The sequence below is a fragment of the Flavobacterium sp. genome (assembly GCF_004295795.1).
In the GTDB taxonomy this organism is placed as follows: Bacteria; Bacteroidota; Bacteroidia; order Flavobacteriales; family Flavobacteriaceae; genus Flavobacterium.
In genome coordinates, this window is sequence record NZ_SEBR01000004.1 from 253,878 (window position 1) to 273,823 (window position 19,946).

Here is a 19,946-nt window from a genome sequence, read left to right on the forward strand (position 1 = left end):
ACCTATAATAGCTTCCGATTTTTGGAAGCTATTTTTTTTCGTTGCCACGGATTTTTTCGCCTCAGAATGTTGACTTCCACAAATCCGACGCAAATAATTTTAAACAAGTTTTTGTCTTTTTTTAGATGCGCAAAAACTGGCATCATTATTTTGCCACGAATGCACGAATCTACAACGGTGATCATTCGTGCATTCGTGGCCTCATAAATTAGTGGCGTCACAAACAGTAGACAAATCGGCACCTAAGCTATTTGTCGTTGACGCGATTTTTATCTCAGATGCTCACGTAATTCGGCTGACGTCTTTTCAAATCCGACGCAAATAATCTAAACAAACTGCTATTTTTTTCAACCGCGAATTCGCGAATTCCTTCACGGCTGCTGGATAAATTCGCGAATTCGCGGTTAGCCTTACTAAGTATAACTATTTTCCAGCGGCAGAATCAGCGGCTAAGGAACTCAGGAACTCCAAAAAAAAAGAGCCTCCGAATCCGAAAGCTCTTCCTACCCAAATCTCAAGTTGGATTACTTGTGCATCAAAACGGCGTCCACAACGTGGATTACACCATTCGATTGATCCACGTCGGCGATGGTTACTGTAGATTTCATTCCTTTTTCATCTTTCAATACCAACTTTTTCCCATCCATCATCGCCCAAAGTTTTCCACCTTGTACTGTTGTCAATTCGGCTTTGCCATTGCCTTTTTTGATAGCTTTGGCAATATCGTCGCTGCTCCATTTTCCCGATACGACGTGATACGTGAGTACGCTTTGCAGCATTGTTTTGTTCTCTGGTTTCAACAAGGTTTCTACAGTTCCTTTCGGAAGTTTGTCAAAAGCCGCATTTGTTGGGGCAAAAACGGTGAACGGACCTTTACCGGAAAGTGTCTCGACAAGTCCGGCGGCTTTCACTGCAGCGACCAAAGTCGTGTGGTCTTTTGAATTCACGGCATTCTCGACAATGTTTTTGGACGGATACATCGCTGCGCCTCCAACCATTTTTGTCTTTTCCTGAGCAACAGCACTAACGGAAACAAACAGTGCCAGAGCAGCGATCGCGGTCGAAAAAAAATTTCTCGTTTTCATAAGTTGTGATTTAGATTGTTATAGGCTCATCTACGCAAACGCTTTCGATACGGTTTTTGGGATTTGTCGGAAATTTGTGAAAAAACATCAAATCTTGGGATTCCGACACGTGTGAAATGTCTATTTTTGAGCCTTTTCCAAAAAATTACGATGAAGCGATTTTCTGTCTTTTTTCTACTTTCCCTTTTGTTGGTTTGCTGTTCCAAAAAGGAAAAACCCACTGCGGCACCTCGCGAAATCCCAAGGAACGAACTTGAGGCCGGCCTCGAAATGCAGAAATTCGTGAGACAAATCTCGAACTATGCCAAAGCCGAAAACAAGAATTTCAACATCGTACCTCAAAACGGGTCGGTGCTCGCCTACACGAACCTGAATCCGAAGCAAGGAAAAAATTACGAGTACATCCAGTCGGTAGACGGATTTGGTGTGGAGGAACTTTTCTACACCGAAGACGGTTCGATAGATTCTGCGAGAGTCGCGTTGCTGAACGCCTTGAAGAACGACAAAAAGGTGCTGGTTTCTGAATTCGTGCCCGATTCCAAAAAAATCGATAAAATCGTAAAACTCAACAATGATGCGGGTTTTACGCCTTTTATCCGGATGAAGTCGAACTATGCCTATTCGCACATTCCGGAGCGAATCCGAAACCAGAATCAGGACGATGTGACTAACATGGATCAGGTTAGGAACTATCTGTATCTGATCAATCCGAAGGAATTCGAAAACAAGGAAGCTTATCTAAAGGCCATTTCCGACACCAACTTCGACCTGCTCATCATCGATCTGTTCTACGATATGGAACAAGTTTCAAAGTCTGATGTGGCGCGTCTCAAAACCAAAACCGACGGTGGAAAAAGGCTTGTGATCTGTTACATCAACATCGGTTCGGCCGAAAAATGGCGCTACTACTGGAACAAGTCCTGGAAAGTGGGGAAACCGTCCTGGATCAAGAAAAAGTACGAGGGATACGAAGGCGAATTTTATGTCGAATTCTGGAATCCGGAGTGGAAAGGCATCATGTTCCGCGGGCCTGATTCCTATCTCAAGAAAATCATAAATGTCGGGTTCGACGGCGCTTATCTCGACAATACTGAGTCTTATCACTATCTCTATAACGAGCAGGAAGATTGATTTTTTAGCGATTTCGAATGGAATTTTGGCGGCAAATCGTGAGTTGGCGATGGACAATTTGGGTTGGCTTTTTTTGATGTTTTGAGTTGAGGGAAGTCTGTGACTTCCCGAGTTGTGTGACGGAGTCTGCGACTCCGAAAAATTAAAGCAGTCAGAGCGACCCTGATTTCCCGATGGTAAAAACCTAAAAACAAATGCTTTAAATTTCCAAGACCGAAAGCTGAACTAGTCAAACTTCCTTAATGTCCTTAGCGCGTTAATGGTTCAAAAAAGAAGCAAAGCAACAGCCCGTTCGACAAGTTTCCATTAAAAGACATCCCGAGAGCTGCCTGGCCAACTGCAATTTCCTACGACAACAGCAATCTTGCCTTTTCCAAATCTTCTGCCGTATCAATGCCTATTCCCGCGTGCAAAGTTTCGACCATTTTAATGCGCTTTCCAAATTCCAGATAACGCAACTGTTCCAGCTTTTCGGTGGCTTCAAGTGATTTCATGGGAAGCGCGGCAAAATCAAGGATCGCCTGCTTGCGGAAAGCATAAATCCCGATGTGGCGAAAATACCTCGCGCCCGCTTCCCTATCGCGTGGAAAAGGAATGACCGAACGCGAAAAATACAGCGCAAACCCGCTTTGATCGGTGACGACTTTCACGATATTCGGATTTTCGATGTCGTTCCAATCGGTGATATTTATCATGAGCGATGCCAGATCGATGGCGCGTCCCGGATCGTTTTTGAAAACTCCAAGCACTTCTGCCAAAGGCTCAGCGTTGATGAACGGTTCGTCTCCTTGCACGTTTACGACGATATCGCAGTCGATGTCAGCCACGGCTTCGGCAATCCTGTCGCTGCCCGATTCGTGTTCTGTCACGCTCATGATCGCTTTTCCGCCGTTTGAAATAATCTCGTCGCGAATCAGATCGGAATCGGTGACAACAAAAACATCGTCGAACAAATTGGTCGAAATGGCTGCCTCATACGTTCTCAAAATCACGGTTTTACCACCCAAATCCTGCATGAGTTTTGCGGGAAAACGGGTTGATGCGTAACGGGCTGGAATGACGGCGATTGTTTTCATTGGGTTTGGATTTTTTTGGATTGGCGAATTTTCGGACTGTCGGAAATCTGATAAAAAAATTATCACAAAACTACTTCAAAAAATCATTCCTCAAAATAAGTATCCGGGAAACCGATAAGGTACAATTTCCCTTGCGCACGCGTGATCGCCGTGTAAAGCCAGCGCACGTAATCGCGTGAAATTCCATCGGGCAGATATGGGTGTTCTATAAAAACCGTTTCCCATTGCCCGCCTTGGGATTTGTGGCAAGTGATTGCGTAAGAGAATTTTACCTGAAGCGCGTTGAAGTATTCGTTCGCTTTGACTTTCTGAAGTTTGCGATATTGGGCGCGTTCGTCCTCATAATCTTCCATCACTGCTTGGTACAACCTGTTCGATTCGTCGTAAGTGAGCGATGGCGATTCGCTGGTCAAAGTGTCGAGCAGCAAAACGGTTTCGAGCGGACGCTGATTCGGGTAATCGATCATCCTGACCTTGACTTTGGCAAACCGGAAGCCGTACAGCTCCTTGAATCCGAAGATTTCCAAAACCTCGACGATGTCGCCGTTGGCGATGAAACTCGCCTCGTCCGATTCCTTGAGCCAGAAATAATTGTTCTTGACGACCATCAGGAAATCGCCCACCGAAAGCTCGTTCTCGTTGTCGAGAATCCGCATCCGGATTTGTTGGTTGTACTGATTGGCGCGCTTGTTCGAACGCACGATGAACGCCGTGTCCTCGATCGAGAAATTCCCGTATGCCGACTGAATCGCGTCCTGAATGTCGTATCCGTCCGTCAAGCGGATGATGTCCTTGAAGTGTTTGACGTCGAACTTGAATTCTTCATAAAAATCTTCGTCGAGAAGTTCGCGCAATTGGGTGGCGTTGTACAAAATCCCCGAAGTTTCGGCCTGTCGCATGACTTCGTCGAATTCGATGTTTGGAATGTCCATGCCGTAAGAGTTCGCCAAAGTCCGGATTTCCAAAGCCGGACTTACCTCCGACCCTACTGGCGGCAACTGGGCCGTGTCGCCCAAAAGCAACAGTTTGCAGTTTTTTCCCGTGTAGACGTATTCGATCAAATCGTCGAGAAGCGAGCCGTTTTCATAGAATTTGGAATCTTGCGTGCCATCGCCTATCATCGAAGATTCGTCGACTATGAAAATCGTGTTCGTGTGCTTGTTTGGCATCAACTGGAACTGTACGCCGCCGCCGCTTCCTTTTTTCGGGTAATAGATTTTTCTGTGGATGGTTTGCGCCAAACGTCCGGAGTAACCTGAGATGACTTTGGCTGCACGACCTGTCGGGGCAAGCAAAACGTACTTTTTGTGGATTGACGGCAAGACGTTGACCAACGCCGAAATCACTGAGGTTTTTCCTGTTCCGGCGTACCCTTTGAGCACGAACATTTCGTCGGGATTCGGGTTTGTGGCGAAATCGGCGATCATCTGGAAAAAAATGTCTTGTTTGGCCGTGGGTTGAAACGGGAATTCCTGGCGCAGTAACTTGTAGAGATTCGGTGATGACATTTTGCAAAATTACGGCTTGGCGGGCTGTATTTTAAGTTTGGGGACAAATGTTTTACGGGACTTTTGAACCGACGACAATTGGCGGAGTCGCTTTCGCCTGACAATAATAGTGGCTTTTAAATTTTGGAAACGTCGCTTCGCTCCTTTTTCTTTTTAAACCATTAAGGTCATTAAGGAAATTAAGGCGCTTCGCTTTTTCGGAGTCACAGACTCCGTCACGCAGTTCGCGAAGTCACAGACTTCACTCAAAGCAAGTTTTGACTGCGGACAACGTGCCCGCGTTAGGGATGGCAGCGGCATCCTTTTGCTTGCCCCGGATTTCCGGCAAAAAGATTTCGCCCAGGCAAAAGATACAGCGGACAGCCCGGCGCCGCACGGGCGTGTATAATGCCGGAGATCCGATCGGCGCAACGCCCAAAAACTTGTAGGCATTGAATTGCACCGAAAATGTGGCATTACGCCATTTCTAAATTTCCGAATTCACCAATTAAATCCTAACTTCGCGCCAATGCTAGTGAACCGACCGAACATCACCGAAAAAAACTACCGCAAACTCAGTCTTGGCTTGAATGCAAGCGGTTTTTCGTTTTGTACGACCGACACTTTGACAAACAAAATTCTTTCCGTCAAGGAAGTGCGTTTTTCCGAAGTTGGCAACGGTAACACTGCCGATGAGTACTATGCTCGGGCTTTCGCCGAAAATGACGAGTTGTCACAAAGATTCGACGAAGTGGTCGCGACGCATGAAAACGGTTGGAGCACTTTTGTGCCGCGGGCTTTGTTCGACGAGAATTTCATCGGAAGTTACCTGCAATATAATGTGAAGGTTTTCGAGACCGATTTAGTGACTTACGACGAAATGCCGACTTACGAGATGAACAATGTTTATTTGCCGTTTGCCGGAATCAATTCTTTTCTGGAAGGCAAATTCGGGCCTGTCCGATATCGCCATGCGAGTTCGGTTTTGGTTGCGAGGTTGCTCGACAGCTCGAAGAACAACGACGAGAAACAGGTTTTTGTGCATTTTTCGGACAGGCGTTTCGATTTGATAGTCGTGCAGAACCAAAAATTGCTCCTGTTTAACTCTTTCGATTACCGCACAAAAGAAGACTTTATTTACTACTTGCTTTTTTCGGCCGAACAGCTCAACCTGAATCCGGAGTTTTTCCAGCTTCAGCTTTTGGGCGATATCTCTCAGGATGACGATTGCTACAAAATTGCTTATACTTATATAAGGAATGTCTCGCTTTTGGACGTTTCGGGATTGCAGGCCAAAAATGAGTTTACAGAAGCCGAGAACCGCAAACACTTCATACTTTTCCAATCGTGAGAATCATCTCTGGACAGTTCAAAGGCCGACGGTTGACGGCTCCAAAAAATCTTCCGGTTCGCCCGACGACCGACATGAGCAAGGAATCTTTGTTCAACATTCTCAACAATCACTTCGATTTTGACGGATTGCGGATTTTGGACTTGTTCTCCGGGACGGGAAATATCTCTTATGAATTCGGGTCGCGTGGCGCCGGGCATATTGTTTCTGTCGACGCAGATTTCGGCTGTGTGAAGTTTATCAAGCAAACGGCCGCCGAGTTCGAGTTTCCTATCACGGCTATCAAGGCGAATGTGCTTTCGTTTTTGGAAAAGGCTTCGGGAGAATACGACATAATATTCGCCGATCCGCCTTATGATATGGCGCAGAAAGACTTTGAGAAAGTGGTGTTGTCGGTTTTTGATCGGGAACTTTTGTCTCAGGAAGGGATGATGGTCATCGAACACTCGAAATATACTTTGATGGATGCTTTGCCGAATTTCAGTTTCCAGAAGAATTACGGCGGATCGCGTTTTTCTTTTTTCGAGTTTGCTTCTGATGAAACGGAGTTTGAAGATTGAGTTTGGTAGATGACCAGACTCGCTGCGCTCATATTCTTTTGACTCTTTTCGCGAATTCTCACTCGCTTCGCTCGTTTACCGCAAATGCTGGTAAGATCGTTGGCTGTTTAGGCGCTTAGCTTGTTTGCCTAAACTTCTTAAAGCGCTGCGCTTTTTTTTTGAACCATTAAGATAGTTTAAGGAAATTAAGGCGGTTCGCTTTTTTCGGAGTCACAGACTCCGCCACGCCTTTCTCGAAGTCACAGACTTCTCGAACAACAAAGTCTCGACAAAAAAAATCTCTCACCACGATCCGCACTCAGGAACTAAAAAAAAGCAGGCCTGTAAGCCGGGTTCTGTACTCGAAAGAGCCCTTATCATTTATCTGGATCGTCCATTGCTGGACAATTCTATCTGCCTACCCTCCGACATCAGGCGAGCCGCCCTTTCCCAAAAAAATCGGGAGTCGGTATACTTGACATTTCACCGCATAGAGTTTACCTGGTTTCACTACAGCCGAACTGTACTTGCTTTCTGTTGCACTTGTCCTCCACCCAATTACTTGGATGTGACGGGCGTTACCCGCTATGCTGCTCTACGGTGCCCGGACTTTCCTCCACTCAAAAAGAGCAGCGATAAGGCGGCCTGCGGTGCAAAGATAAGTTTCGGTTTTTATAATAATGCAAACTTTCGGATTAAAAGTATAAGGGATTTTAAGTGCTGCGGAACTAACTTCACTATACACAATAACCTAAAAAAACAAATCATTTAAAAGCAAACGACATGGAACGCAATATGTATCATTACGCAACGGTTTCCAAAGCATTGGAAGAGTTGGCACAGAAAGGTTTTACCACAGACTTTAACCGCGAAGAAGAAAGAATCGTGAACAATCCGGAGGAATTCGAGATCGTCCACATTTACAGATATGAAGGCGAAAGCGATCCCGGAGACGAAGCGACAGTCTACGGAATCCGGTCGACTAAAGGAGAAATGGGCGTTTTCGTTGCCGGAGACTTGTCCATGGATGACAAAAGCGCCACACAAGTATTGCACGACCTGAGCATCAAAGGCCGTCAGGAACACCTGAACTGATATGGACCGCTTACAGGCGAAACTTGAAAAAATCGGCCGCGACCCAAAAACCACTGCGAAAGCTGTCGGATTGAGGTATGCGGCTTTTTCAGGCAAGGGATATTTCAGAAAAAAGAAAGGTAGCGCATTCACTTATGCAGATGAAAATGGAAATACGGTCAAAAGTCCTGAGGTTCTCGATAGGATCAAAAAGCTGGTCATTCCGCCTGCCTGGGAAGATGTCTGGATTTCTCCTTTCGAGAACGGACACTTACAGGTTACGGGCACGGACAAGCGCGGACGCAAGCAATACAGGTATCATCCGGATTGGAATAAGATCCGGAACCAATCGAAGTTCTTCCGGCTACGCAACTTTTCGAAAGCGCTGCCGATTATCCGAAAGCAGATCGAGAAAGACCTGAAGCGAAAAGGTTTGCCGTACGAAAAAGTGCTGGCATTGGTCGTAAGCCTGATCGAGGACACGAACATCAGGATTGGAAACGACGCCTACAAAAAACTATACGGAAGTTTCGGACTCACGACATTGCGCGACAAACACGTCAAAATGGACAAGTCCAGCATGAAGTTCGAATTCGTGGGCAAGAAAGGCGTCAAGCACAGTATTTCGCTTCGAAGCAAAAAACTCGCGAATCTCGTGCAGAAGTGCAAGGAAATTCCGGGTCAGGAATTGTTCCAGTATTATGACGACAACGGAAACCATTGCACGATAGGTTCGTCTGACGTAAATTCCTATCTCAAGGAAATAACCGGTGAAGATTTTACTGCCAAGGATTTTCGCGCCTGGTCAGGAAGCGTGACCGCCTTGCAATGTTTCCGGGAAATCGGTCCGGCCGAAACCGCCACCGAAATGAAGAAAAAAGTTGTGGAAGTGATCGATTGCGTTGCATCCAAACTTGGGAACACGCGTTCGGTCTGCCGCAAATATTACGTGCATCCGACGGTTATCGCAGCGTATGAAAGCGGCCACATCGACAACTACGAGGTCAGGAAAAACATCAAGGACAACCAGCTTAATGCCGAAGAAGAAGCTTTGGTGCGTTTGCTTTCTACCGAAAAGATTGCCGAAGTTTTGGGTTAACAGCAAATTTATCTTTAACCGCGAATTCGCGAATTTTCTCATAAGTATCTAAGTAAATTCGCGAATTCGCGGTTAAAATTTTTCTTCAGAGTAAATATCGTAAAGAAGTTCACTGTTGTTAGAGAACCTAAACCTTTAAAGTAAAGTCCGATGAAAATGAGAAGCTTCCAAAAAACAACATTACTATTTGTGACATTGACGGCTCTGGCGTGCAAAAAGTCGGAACCGGAAGCGATAATCCCGGTGACGGAGACGGCAACCAAAACGGAAATCGAAAAACCAAAACCGAACGTATCGGTAATCGCGGGCGAATCCATCGGAAACATCAGCCTCGAAATGGATTCGCAAAAACTTGAACAAATCCTCGGACAACCCGATTTGTCAGATTCGGCCATGGGAAAATCCTGGCTGACCTGGTACAGCGACAATTCCGAAGCGATTTCGGGAAAGACCGAACTCAACATTTACGTGACTTACAAAGACGACGAGATGAAGGAAAAAGTCGTCAGGCTGATCCGAGCTACTTCACCCGAATTCCAAGTGGATTCGATTGGCGCCGGACGTAAATTGCCGGATGTCAAGTCCAAATTCCCGCAACTGAAAAACGTCGGCGATTATGCCTTTGGGAAAACCAAGGATTTCGTTTCGATTTACGACGATGAAGCAAAAGGTGTTGCATTCGAATTCGTCAAAGACAGTTGCATCGCGGTAATCGTGCATCCGAAGGACAAGGACGTGACGCTGGATTATCGCATGTTCCGTCCCGACATGACGCTTAAATGATCAAAAGTGGATCTGTCGGTTAAGTTTCGTCTCATCAAGATCGAGCTGCATTTGCGCCTTCCTGATTTCCTCGTCGCTAAAAAAATGTTCGCGTCTCAAGTCGATCAGTTCGCGCCTTTGCACCGAATATAGATCTTCAAGAACGCCCCGGTAAACTTGCACTTCCAGCATCTGGCTCGCGTCGCATTCGAGCGAAGCCAATTTTTTGGATGTAATTTCGACCTCATTCTCCAAATCCTGTTTCAAAAACGCGACGAGTTCGTTCTCGGCCAGTTCTTTTTGGAAATGGCGATTCAGACGTGTCAACGCAGCTCTTTTGAGTCGCAGTCGAATTCCGGCTTGCTGTTCTTCCTCGGGCACGATCGAGTCGAATTCCTTGAGTCCGATGGCTTTCACAAGAAACGGGAGCGTCAATCCCTGAAAAACCAACGTCACCAAAATCACGATAAAAGTGATGAAAAGGATCAGGCTGCGGTGCGGAAAATCTTCACCACTTGGCAAAGCCACCGGAATCGACAAAGCCGTTGCAAGCGAAACCACGCCACGCATTCCGGCCCAACTCACGCCAACTGCGCCTTTCCAGGTCGGATTCGGTTCCTTTTTAGCTATTTTCCTGCTCATCAACCTCGGAACGAAAGTCGCCGGAAAAACCCAAATAAACCTTAGAACGATAACTATAGCACTTACAATCAATCCGTAAGTGATCGCTTCGGACATCGAATATTCGCCTAATCCGTTGACGATGTGCGGAAGTTCGAGTCCGATAAGGATAAAAACCAAAGCGTTCATCCCGAAAATAAGCGTCGTCCAAACGCCCAACATATTGAGGCGTGTCGATCCCGTCTTGAAGATTTCATGCGATCGGAACGAGATGAAAAGTCCGCCGCTCACAACCGACATCACGCCCGAAAAATGGAATTGTTCGGCAGCCAGAAACATGATATAAGGTGTCATTACCGTCAGCGTCGCGTCGATTGCTGGTGTCGTCGGCAAAAACCTGTGGATCGCATACATGATGTGTCCAATCGCGATTCCAACCACGATTCCCATTCCGGCGACCAAAAAAAACTGTCCAACGGCAACTTCGAACGAAAAAACGCCTGTCATCACGGCGGCCAAAGCGAATCGGAAAACGATCAGCGAGGACGCGTCGTTCACGAGACTTTCGCCCTCGAGAATCGTGAGCATGCGTTTCGGCACCGGCAAACCTTTCAAGACTGTCGCGGCGGCCACGGCATCGGGCGGAGAAATGATTCCGCCGAGCAAAAATCCGAAAGCCAAAGTAAATCCCGGAATGAACGCTTTTGTCGCGTAAGCAACGGCAAGTGAGGTGAAAAACACGAGTCCGAAAGCCAGCAAACCAATCGGCCTTCTCCATTTCCAAAAGTCTTTCCAGGACGTATACCACGCGGCTTCATACAACAACGGCGGCAGGAAAATCAGGAAAATGATCTCGGGATCGAGTTCCAATTCCGGCATTCCGGGAATAAAACTGATGCCAAGTCCTGACAAAACGAGAAAAATGGGATAAGCGACCTTGATTTTTCGCGCGAGCATGACGAGCAACATCACGACAAAAAGTAAACCGAGGATAAGAAGTAAGTTGTGGTGCATGGTTTTGAATGTTGCCCAAAAATAGGCATTCTCCTTAATATAGGAAGTGTTTGTTTTTGCAGCTGAATCCGGCTGTCCGCTTTTAGCTTTTTTGAAAACGCCGGGTTTTTGCGAGGTTTGGCGCGAGCTTCCTTCGGTCGCTGCGCCAAACCTGCAAAACCAGGACGTTTCCTGCAAAAGCCTAGCCGCTGCCATCCGGGCTGGGTTTTGGTGGAATTATTGGGATGGAGGCTTTTTTTGGCTTCGAGAAGTCTGTGACTTCGAGAAGGGCGTGACGGAGTCTGCGACTCCGAAAAAAAGCGAAGCGCCTTAATGCCCTTAACGACCTTAATGGTTCAAAAAAGAGCAAAGCGATTAAATAAGAGCGAAGCGACTAAACACCAACAAAATGCGGAGCGATCTGACTTCCAAATCAAAGTATTTATTATAAGTGAAGAATCAACGCGACGGCGAGGCAATTTTCTCGAGATTGCTGTTGAACCATTAAGTTCATTAAGTTCATTAAGAACGTTAAGGCGTTTTGCTCCAGAATTAGAAAGAAAATGCGTGCATTGCCTGGGAGTTGATAGCGCTTCCTGAGTCGTAGCCTGATAAAATATTGGCCACGAATACACGAATAAATTCTGCCGTCTTACCAACAAAAATAACGGTGTAAAGAATTTTATGCTGTCGATAAGAAGGCGTGTTTTCAAGCGATTATGGATAATGTCAGTGCCAGACAAATAGCGACTGTAGATATAAAATCCTGATTCCCCAAAACTTATATTTTTCCAGATTCCATTGTTAATTACTAATTGGCAAATGCTATTTACGACTTGCCAATTAAGATTATATTTGTGCTTTCCCGATTGAAAAAATGGAACAATTCGTAGTATCAGCCCGAAAGTATCGCCCGCAGACGTTCAAGGACGTCGTGGGACAACAGGCCATTACGAACACTTTGCTCAATGCGATCGAAACCAACCACTTGGCTTCGGCACTTTTGTTTACAGGACCGCGTGGTGTAGGAAAAACGACTTGTGCGAGAATTCTGGCGCGCAAGATCAACCAACCCGGTTATGACGATCCCAACGAGGATTTCGCTTTCAACGTTTTTGAGTTGGATGCGGCTTCGAACAACTCCGTAGACGACATAAGAAGCCTGATCGATCAGGTGCGCATCCCGCCACAAACCGGACAATACAAAGTGTACATCATCGACGAGGTGCACATGCTTTCGACTTCGGCTTTCAACGCTTTTCTAAAGACGCTCGAAGAACCGCCAAAGCACGCGATTTTCATCCTTGCCACTACCGAAAAACACAAAATCCTTCCCACGATCCTTTCGCGTTGCCAGATTTTTGACTTCAAGCGAATCACGGTCAAGGACGCAAAAGACCATTTGGCAGAAGTCGCCAAAAGCCAAGGCATAACGGCCGAAGACGACGCTTTGCACATCATCGCCCAAAAGGCCGACGGTGCGATGCGGGATGCCTTGTCGATTTTTGACAGAGTCGTTTCCTACTGCGGAACAAACTTGACAAGACAAGCCGTAACCGAAAACCTGAATGTGCTCGATTACGAAACTTACGTCCAGGTAACAGATCTGGTTCTCGAAAACAAGATCCCGGAACTCCTCGTGTTATACAACGACATTTTGGCAAAAGGTTTCGACGGGCATCATTTCGTCTCAGGATTGGCGTCGCATTTCAGGGATTTGCTGGTTTGCCAAACGCCGGCCACGCTAAAACTTCTGGAAAAAGGCGAAGCGGCACGCGAACTTTATTCGAGCCAGTCTTTGCGCGCGAGCCGCGATTTTCTTCTCAAGGGAATCGAGGTCGCGAACGATTCCGACCTAAAATACAAAGTCAGCCAAAACCAGCGACTGCTTGTTGAACTTACGCTGATGCAACTCGCCTCCATCACTTACGATGGAGAAAAAAAAAAGTTGACGGGTTTATAATTCCCGCCAATTTTTTCTACGGACGCGTCAAGGAAATCGAGGTCGAAACACCCGAAGTCGTAGTTGTCGCGCCACCAATCCAGGAAGCTCCAAAACAAATCCTGACCCAGGAAATTACGCAAGTCACGCAAATCGCTGTTTCTGACGGACAAAATTCGGTAACCGAAACCACTGTCTCAAAACAAGTCACTCCGGTATCGGCGCTTTCGCTTTCGAGCATCCGCGCCAAGCGTGAACTCGAGCAATCCCAAAAAGCCATCGTTCGCACGACCGAACATCTTACCGAGGCTTTTACCGAAAACGACGTGTTGCTGCAATGGAACAAATATGCACAGCGACTTTCGGACAACGGCCAGAAAATCATGGAAGCTTTATTGCTTATCAACGATCCGAAACTCGATGGCACGACCATTGTCCACGAGCTGCCAAACGAAGGCTCGAAAATGGATTTTGAAAGCGGACTTCACGATTTGGTCGGCTATCTGAGAGGAAAATTGCACAACCACGATCTCAACATCAGGCTGGTCGTGAACGAGAAAATGGAGACGAAACGCGCCTTCACACCACAAGATCGCTACAATCGACTCAACCAGATCAATCCGCAGTTGGATACATTGAGGCGTACTTTCGATCTCGATTTCTAATTCGGATACAGAAACTCCAGCGCAATCGCTACGACTTTTGCATCCTTGAGCACAAAATCGCACCAACCTCTGTTCTCGGAAATTCGCACGCCAACGGTATAACTGCCGTCCGAATTCGGGAAATAAGTCCTGATAGTTCCAATGTCTTTTGTGGATGATGGAAAGAGCGAGACGACTTTCGATTCCGGATCGGCCAATTTTATTCCAAACACCTCCTCGGATATTCTTCCTTTGGCTTTTTCCAAGTCGATTTTTGCAGCTGAAACCTTATTTTCTTCCACCGAAAATTCCCATCCAAAATCGCGGCTCAAACGCAATCGGTCATTGAGATGCAAGTCGTAAAGCGGAATCCCGATGTTGGCAAAACTCACGGAATCTGGTTTGTAGCGAGCAATGGATTCGGAATAAAGCCTGCGCAGATCGGGTTCGAAAAGCGGCCGCATTTTGGCATCCGCAAAAAGTAGTTTCTTGATTTCACTTTTTTCGTCCATTCGCGATCTTCCCTTTTTCGGATCGAACACGTATCTTAGATCTTCCGACAGAAAAAGTGTGTCATTTACCCGATTGGCCTTGAAAACCAATAGCACCGGAATCTGTTCGGCTCCGATCATTCCGGGTTTGCACGGCCATGAAATCTTGCGCCACTTTCCACCTTTTTTTTTCACTCTTGACAATTTCAACGCCAGTTCAGAGCTTGAACTTTTCGCCGATTTTATCAGTATAGTGTCATTCTTCTGTAAGTAACTCACAATCGAACAAGGTCCGTCGTCTAGTTCGTCAAATTGCCGATATGCCAAAACGCGGGTTTGTGCCGCAACCGACATCGGAATCCAAAAAAAAAAGAAACACCAATTTCATGTGCAAAGTTCGAAAGTGAGCGTACAAGATCTTCGTTTATTTTACTGACGTGATAAATTTGGTAAGTCCGTCAAAATAGGTTTGTTGGTCGTCGTACAAACTCATGTGGCTTCCGTTTTTGCAGTACAGATATTGTCCGTTGGGAAACTGTTTCGACATCCATTCCATATAAGTCGGATCCATGGTGTCATATTTGGCGCCTATCACAAGCGTCGGAATCTGGATATTTCTGAGGTCTTCACTTCTATCCCATCTCTCGAGTTTGCCCGAAATCCCAAACTCGCTCGGACCTTGCATCGTGACATACAGCGATTGGTTCATCTTACCCAAACCGCGATTCACGGGATCTGGCCATTGCTTTGCGGGCAATCTCAAAATATGTTTTTCGTAGAAATTCGGGAGTAAAAGTTCCATGTATTTCGGATTGGAGAAATCCTTTTTGGCCTCGATTTCGCGAACTTGTTTCAGAACTTGAGGATTCATCTGTTTTGCCAAAACTTCAGAATACGCACCGTATTTGGGCGCACTCGCCATCATGTTCGAGACGATCAAGCCCTTGATTTCGTTTGGATATTTGAGTGCGTATTCCATCGCGAGGATTCCGCCCCACGAATGTCCGAGTACGAAAAAATTGTCCTTCGTGAGATGCAAGGCCTTGCGAACTTGCTCGACTTCCTCGACGTAGCGCGGCAAATCCCACAGGATCGTATCGTTCGGATTATCTGAAAAACCCGTTCCGAGTTGGTCGTAGTAGATGAACTCGATATTTTTTTCGGGCAGGAAATTTTCCATACACTCGAAATACTCGTGCGAAGCGCCCGGTCCGCCGTTCAACAACAAAAGTTTCATTTTCGGATTGTTCCCGAACCGCTTCGTCCAAACCCTGAAATTTCCTTTTACGGTTGAAATCTCTACCATTTTGACGTTTCCGTTTTGGACGCCATCCGACGTCCGGGCGAAATAAGTTTCAGTTGCAGTCGCAGTTGCGGACTGTTCCGACTTCGGTTCGCGATCGCATCCGACAAAAGCAAAAGCCAAAGCCAACGCACAAATAACGAGTGATTTCATGGTGGAAAGATTTAAATCTTCCCGTAATATAAGGCTTTTATGATTCCGTCCGACAGCCCGATTTTGGGTACGTAAATGTTTCGCGCGCCGCTCCATTTCATTGCATTGAGGTAAATCTGGAGCGCCGGAATGATTACGTCGGCACGGTCGGCATTGAGTCCGAGATCTGAAATTCGCTGTTCATAAGACATCGCATTCATGACCGAATATTGGGAATTCAGGTACATATAGGACAGCGGTTTTTCCTGCAATTTACCCGAAAGTTTGAAGATTTTGTTGATGTTTCCGCCCGATCCTATAAGGCTGATGTTTTCGTAGCCGGCCGTGTGTTCGCGAATCCAGCTCTCGATTTCGGGCCAAACCGATTCGTGCACCATATTGTTTATAAAACGCACGGTTCCAATTCGGAACGATTTCGAAGCGACGATTTTCCCGTTCGAGAACAGCGAAAATTCGGTGCTTCCGCCGCCAACGTCCACATATAGGTAGGTATTGTCGGTTTTGAGCAAAAAGTGAAGGTCTGTCGAGGCGATGATCGCGGCTTCTTTTTTTCCGTCGATGATCTCGATGTCGATTCCGGATTCGCGTGAAATTCTTTCTACGACTTCTTTTGCATTGTCGGCTTCACGCATGGCCGAGGTCGCGCAAGCCATGTATTTCTCGACTTTGTGCACTTTCATCAGCAGTTTGTAAGCTGACATGGCGTCGACCATACGTGCGATGTTTTCCTCGGAAATCTCGCCTTTGGTAAAAACGTCCTGACCCAAACGGATCGGCACGCGAACCAGTGAACTCTTTGAAAATTGCGTCTCTTTTCCTTCTTCTTCGACAATGTTGGCCACGAGCAACCTGATGGCATTTGAGCCAATATCGATCGCAGCATATTTACGGATTGTAATCAACTATATTTCGGTATTCGTTATTCTTCGTTCGTTATTCGATATTCGATAAACCAATATTTCGCTTCCGCGGATGCGTCCCATTTCCAAAATTGCTCCTGCAACTGCTTCTGCTTCTGCTTCTGCTTCTGCTTCTGCTTCTGCATCTGCAACTGCTTCTGCAACTGCTTCTGCAACTGCAACTGCTACTTCACCAAACTCTCAGGCAACTGTTGACTCCGTTCGATCTTGTCCAAATAGTAATTGTACATCTCGAATTGGGCGCGAAACACCGGATTCTCACCTCTAGGACGATAAACATTGTCGAGCTTTTCCGAGTGAAGACGCGCTTTCACGTTTCCTTTCCAGCCGATCTCGAACGTTTCTATAAGCTCGCGTTTGATTTCCTCGTCATAGATTGGGCACGTCACTTCTACCCTTGCGTCGAGATTCCTTCGCATCAGATCGGCAGAACCGATAAAAACCTCGGGACGATCGTCGTTGCAGAAAATAAAAACCCGCGCGTGCTCGAGAAAATTGTCGACGATACTTATCGCTTCGATGTTTTCGCTCATTCCCGGAACGCCCGGAATCAAAGCGCAAATGCCGCGAACCTGCAGACGGATCTTGACTCCGGCGCGGCTTGCATCGTATAATTTGTCGATCATCGGGAAATCCGAAAGGCTGTTCATCTTCATGTCGATGTAGGCGGGACGTCCCAGAGTAGCGTTCAATATCTCGCGGTCGATGAGCTTTCCGAATTTGGTTCGCGTGTAATGCGGAGAGACGATCAGGTGTTTGTATCGGTGCAAACGGTAATTGACCTCGAAAAATTCGAAGACTTTGGAGGCGTCCTTGAGAATTTGCTGATGGCTCGTGAAAAGCGTAATATCGGTATAGAATCTGGCCGTGCTTTCGTTGAAATTTCCCGTGGAAATGAAGCCGTAGCGCTTGAGTTTTCCTTTTTCGATGCGCTCCACGACACAGATTTTGCTGTGAACCTTTAGGCCTTTGATCCCGAAAATGAGGTTGATGCCTTCGGTTTGCATCTGTTCGGCATAAGAAATGTTGCTGGCTTCGTCGAAACGCGCCTGAAGCTCGATCTGGACCGTGACTTTCTTGCCGTTTTTGGCCGCGTTGACAAGCGAACTGATGATCTGGGAATTCGGCGCCAACCTATATAAGGTAATCTTGATCGTGGTGACGTTCGGGTCGAGCGCCGCCTCCCTTAGAAATTTGATCAGGTACGAAAAAGACTCGAACGGTGCGTAAACCATGTAGTCTTTGTGGGCGATCTTGTTCAGTACGCTTCCGTCGAGATCAAGGCCTTTCACCGGAACCGGCGGCTTGGCTTTATACAAAAGATCGTAGCGCCCTAAGTTCGGGAAATCCATGTAATCGCGCCTGTTGTGATAGCGTCCGCCCGGAATTATGGAATCGGAAGAATCGATATTGAGGTGCGTCAGGAAAAATTTCAGCGTGTCTTTCCCAATCGACTGATCGTACACGAAACGCACGGGCTCGCCGATTCTTCGCTCTTTTACCGAAGTCGCGATCTTCTCGAGCATCGATTTCGAAAGATCCGAATCGATGTCAAGTTCGGCGTCACGCGTAATTTTTATCATGTGCGCCTTGACGCTTTTGTAGTCGAAAATATTGAAAAGGCTGTCGAGATTGTATCGGATTACGTCGTCCAACAGCATCACATATTGCTTGTCGTCCTGGGAAGGAAGCACCACGAAACGGTTGATGGTCTTGGGCATTTCGATAAGCGCATACCGCACTTCGCGTTTTGGCTTGACCAGATTCAGGATCGGATTTTTGTCCGGCGTCGTGTTCAGTACCAACTTGACGGCGAGATAGCCCGCGGTGTCTTTGAGCAAAGGGAATTCGGCCAGATCGTTGAGGATGATAGTAAGCAAGGCCGGACTCACTTTTTGGATAAAGTAATCCTTGATGAACGCGCCTTGTTCTGCCGAAACCTCTTGTTCGTTGACCATGTAGATGTTCTCCTTGGCCAACTGGTTCTCGATCACATTGAGGATTCTCAAGCTTTCGGATTGCTGACGGATCACGATCTCGGTGATTTCTTTTATGAGTTGTTGAGCGGTCGATCCGCCCAGGACTTTCTCACCCGATTCGCCGGAAAGCACCAAGCGACGTATCGCGGCGAAACGCACCCTGAAAAATTCGTCGAAGTTGTTTGAAAAGATGCCCAAAAACCGAAGCCTTTCCAACAATGGAACGGTTTCGTCTGCGGCTTCCTGTAATACTCTGGCGTTGAAGGCCAACCAGCTTTTCTCTCGGTCTGTATACCTATATTGGTTTGAATTCATTCTTGAGGTCTCTTGGGAAAACGACATTTCGGGTCTTCCCTTTCGAGATTCCGCTCCAGTCGTCAGAATCAAATGTAAGAGAGACAAAACCCGAAGTCGTTACATTATCTACAAAGATATCCCCAAATTTATTGACAAAATTCGTGATGGCCTCGTTATGTCCGAAAAGAATAACATTATCGTAATCATTGTCGATGCTTCTCACGATCGCCTCGAGCTGGCGTTCGTCAAAAGTGTAAAGTTCTTCGTCGTAGCGGATGCTTTCTACAGGATAGGAAAAATTCTGTGCGAAAATGATGGCGGTTTCGGACGCGCGTTTGGCCGGGCTGCTTATGATTGTAAAGGTTTTTGGCAGATGCGGGGCCACTGAAGTCGATACTTTGTGGGCATCCATAATGCCTCTTTGCTGCAACGGTCGGTCGAAATCCCGCAGTGGAGCGTCCCAACTTGACTTTGCATGTCTTACTACGATTAAGTTCTTCATGATTACTTAGTTGTGTTGTAGTTTCAATTTAGTCAAAATTTTGTTGCCAGTCTCCATAGTCGGCAATTATTTATGAAGGTGTACGAGGCGCATCGGATTCAAAACGGCAACTGCCGAAACAGCTATTTATCCGACGAAAGACAGCTATCACCGACGAACGTATTTTCGCACATTTTTTAAATCCCGAAGCAGTTCGTCGATGATTTACGCATGCCCTTCCGACCAAGTGCGATTAAATTCGGCAAAATACTTTCGAAATAGAAAAATTAACAGTTGTTGAAATGTTATCAACAATTCTTAGTTGACAGCTATTTGTAAGTTTTATATTTCAATTAAAGATATAAAATGTACTTTATCGATAAAATAATGCATTTTGTCGAACCCAAATTTGGTAATTATTTTTATTACACATACTTTCGACGACTATTAACATAAATTAAACCTAAAAATATGTCAGACTGAACGCCAAATCCTGTAAAATTTATGTAAGACATTTC

Annotated in this window: 18 protein-coding genes and 1 other RNA gene; 8 read left to right on the top strand and 11 right to left on the bottom strand. The window is 46.4% G+C overall.

The genetic code is table 11. From position 1 onward, the window contains the following. Positions 1-524 precede the first annotated feature (524 nt). Positions 525-1,085, bottom strand: coding sequence for a fasciclin domain-containing protein (locus tag EOO49_RS04535; protein ID WP_290843151.1), 561 nt, complete (start codon positions 1,083-1,085; stop codon positions 525-527). 150 nt (positions 1,086-1,235) lie between these two features. On the opposite strand from EOO49_RS04535, the gene EOO49_RS04540 reads away from it, so the two are divergent. Then, positions 1,236-2,216 carry an endo alpha-1,4 polygalactosaminidase gene (locus EOO49_RS04540; RefSeq protein WP_290843152.1) on the top strand — a complete coding sequence of 327 codons (981 nt, stop codon included), beginning with the start codon at positions 1,236-1,238 and terminating at the stop codon, positions 2,214-2,216. A 347-nt stretch (positions 2,217-2,563) separates the two neighbouring features. Here the strand turns inward: EOO49_RS04540 and kdsB are convergent, their stop codons facing one another. Both kdsB and EOO49_RS04550 read right to left on the bottom strand, forming a co-directional pair. Beyond that, positions 2,564-3,292 (bottom strand): 3-deoxy-manno-octulosonate cytidylyltransferase, encoded by a 729-nt coding sequence (kdsB, locus tag EOO49_RS04545; RefSeq protein ID WP_290843154.1) that lies wholly within the window; start codon positions 3,290-3,292, stop codon positions 2,564-2,566. 83 nt (positions 3,293-3,375) lie between these two features. Further along, positions 3,376-4,800 carry an AAA family ATPase gene (locus tag EOO49_RS04550; RefSeq protein WP_290843156.1) on the bottom strand — a complete coding sequence of 475 codons (1,425 nt, stop codon included), beginning with the start codon at positions 4,798-4,800 and terminating at the stop codon, positions 3,376-3,378. A 508-nt stretch (positions 4,801-5,308) separates the two neighbouring features. On the opposite strand from EOO49_RS04550, the gene EOO49_RS04555 reads away from it, so the two are divergent. Both EOO49_RS04555 and EOO49_RS04560 read left to right on the top strand, forming a co-directional pair. Beyond that, complete coding sequence (locus tag EOO49_RS04555) at positions 5,309-6,130, top strand: DUF3822 family protein (protein ID WP_290843157.1); 822 nt, start codon at positions 5,309-5,311, stop codon at positions 6,128-6,130. Next, positions 6,127-6,690 carry an RsmD family RNA methyltransferase gene (locus EOO49_RS04560; RefSeq protein ID WP_290843159.1) on the top strand — a complete coding sequence of 188 codons (564 nt, stop codon included), beginning with the start codon at positions 6,127-6,129 and terminating at the stop codon, positions 6,688-6,690. Before EOO49_RS04555 ends, EOO49_RS04560 begins: the two co-directional genes overlap by 4 nt. Before the next feature lie 308 nt (positions 6,691-6,998). On the opposite strand, the gene rnpB is transcribed toward EOO49_RS04560, so the two are convergent. Next, an RNA gene (gene rnpB / locus EOO49_RS04565) (RNase P RNA component class A) lies at positions 6,999-7,321 on the bottom strand. 131 nt (positions 7,322-7,452) lie between these two features. On the opposite strand from rnpB, the gene EOO49_RS04570 reads away from it, so the two are divergent. The 3 genes from EOO49_RS04570 to EOO49_RS04580 all read left to right on the top strand — a co-directional run bounded on the left by EOO49_RS04570 (position 7,453) and on the right by EOO49_RS04580 (position 9,625). Further along, positions 7,453-7,764 carry a hypothetical protein gene (locus EOO49_RS04570; RefSeq protein WP_290843161.1) on the top strand — a complete coding sequence of 104 codons (312 nt, stop codon included), beginning with the start codon at positions 7,453-7,455 and terminating at the stop codon, positions 7,762-7,764. A 1-nt stretch (position 7,765) separates the two neighbouring features. Then, positions 7,766-8,842, top strand: a complete 1,077-nt coding sequence (locus tag EOO49_RS04575; RefSeq protein ID WP_290843163.1) for a DNA topoisomerase IB — start codon at positions 7,766-7,768, stop codon at positions 8,840-8,842. A gap of 156 nt (positions 8,843-8,998) precedes the next feature. Further along, positions 8,999-9,625 carry a hypothetical protein gene (locus tag EOO49_RS04580; RefSeq protein ID WP_290843165.1) on the top strand — a complete coding sequence of 209 codons (627 nt, stop codon included), beginning with the start codon at positions 8,999-9,001 and terminating at the stop codon, positions 9,623-9,625. Here the strand turns inward: EOO49_RS04580 and EOO49_RS04585 are convergent, their stop codons facing one another. Then, entirely contained in the window at positions 9,626-11,434 is a 1,809-nt protein-coding gene (locus tag EOO49_RS04585; RefSeq protein WP_290843167.1) for a Na+/H+ antiporter, read from the bottom strand. Positions 11,435-12,095: 661 nt separating this feature from the next. Between EOO49_RS04585 and dnaX the strand changes: the two genes are divergently transcribed. Further along, positions 12,096-13,181, top strand: a complete 1,086-nt coding sequence (gene dnaX / locus EOO49_RS04590; RefSeq protein ID WP_290843169.1) for a DNA polymerase III subunit gamma/tau — start codon at positions 12,096-12,098, stop codon at positions 13,179-13,181. 16 nt (positions 13,182-13,197) lie between these two features. Here dnaX and EOO49_RS04595 read toward each other — a convergent pair whose 3' ends face one another. Beyond that, on the bottom strand, positions 13,198-13,545 hold the full coding sequence (locus tag EOO49_RS04595) for a hypothetical protein (RefSeq protein ID WP_290843171.1): 348 nt from the start codon (positions 13,543-13,545) through the stop codon (positions 13,198-13,200). On the opposite strand from EOO49_RS04595, the gene EOO49_RS04600 reads away from it, so the two are divergent. Beyond that, complete coding sequence (locus EOO49_RS04600; RefSeq protein WP_290843173.1) at positions 13,544-13,825, top strand: DNA polymerase III; 282 nt, start codon at positions 13,544-13,546, stop codon at positions 13,823-13,825. The two genes, EOO49_RS04595 and EOO49_RS04600, sit on opposite strands and share 2 nt — an antisense overlap. Here EOO49_RS04600 and EOO49_RS04605 read toward each other — a convergent pair. From EOO49_RS04605 to EOO49_RS04625, 5 genes are all read right to left on the bottom strand, one after another. After that, positions 13,822-14,490: a hypothetical protein gene (locus EOO49_RS04605; protein WP_290843175.1), complete on the bottom strand. Its 669-nt coding sequence runs from the start codon at positions 14,488-14,490 to the stop codon at positions 13,822-13,824. The two genes, EOO49_RS04600 and EOO49_RS04605, sit on opposite strands and share 4 nt — an antisense overlap. Positions 14,491-14,719: 229 nt before the next feature. Beyond that, entirely contained in the window at positions 14,720-15,751 is a 1,032-nt protein-coding gene (locus tag EOO49_RS04610; protein ID WP_290843177.1) for a proline iminopeptidase-family hydrolase, read from the bottom strand. Positions 15,752-15,762: 11 nt separating this feature from the next. Beyond that, complete coding sequence (locus tag EOO49_RS04615; protein WP_290843179.1) at positions 15,763-16,653, bottom strand: ethanolamine ammonia-lyase reactivating factor EutA; 891 nt, start codon at positions 16,651-16,653, stop codon at positions 15,763-15,765. A gap of 182 nt (positions 16,654-16,835) precedes the next feature. Next, entirely contained in the window at positions 16,836-18,965 is a 2,130-nt protein-coding gene (gene ppk1 / locus EOO49_RS04620; RefSeq protein ID WP_290843181.1) for a polyphosphate kinase 1, read from the bottom strand. After that, the gene (locus EOO49_RS04625; protein ID WP_290843183.1) at positions 18,946-19,449 is read right to left on the bottom strand and encodes a histidine phosphatase family protein; all 504 of its coding nucleotides are present in this window, start codon (positions 19,447-19,449) and stop codon (positions 18,946-18,948) included. Before EOO49_RS04625 ends, ppk1 begins: the two co-directional genes overlap by 20 nt. Positions 19,450-19,946: the final 497 nt, after the last annotated feature.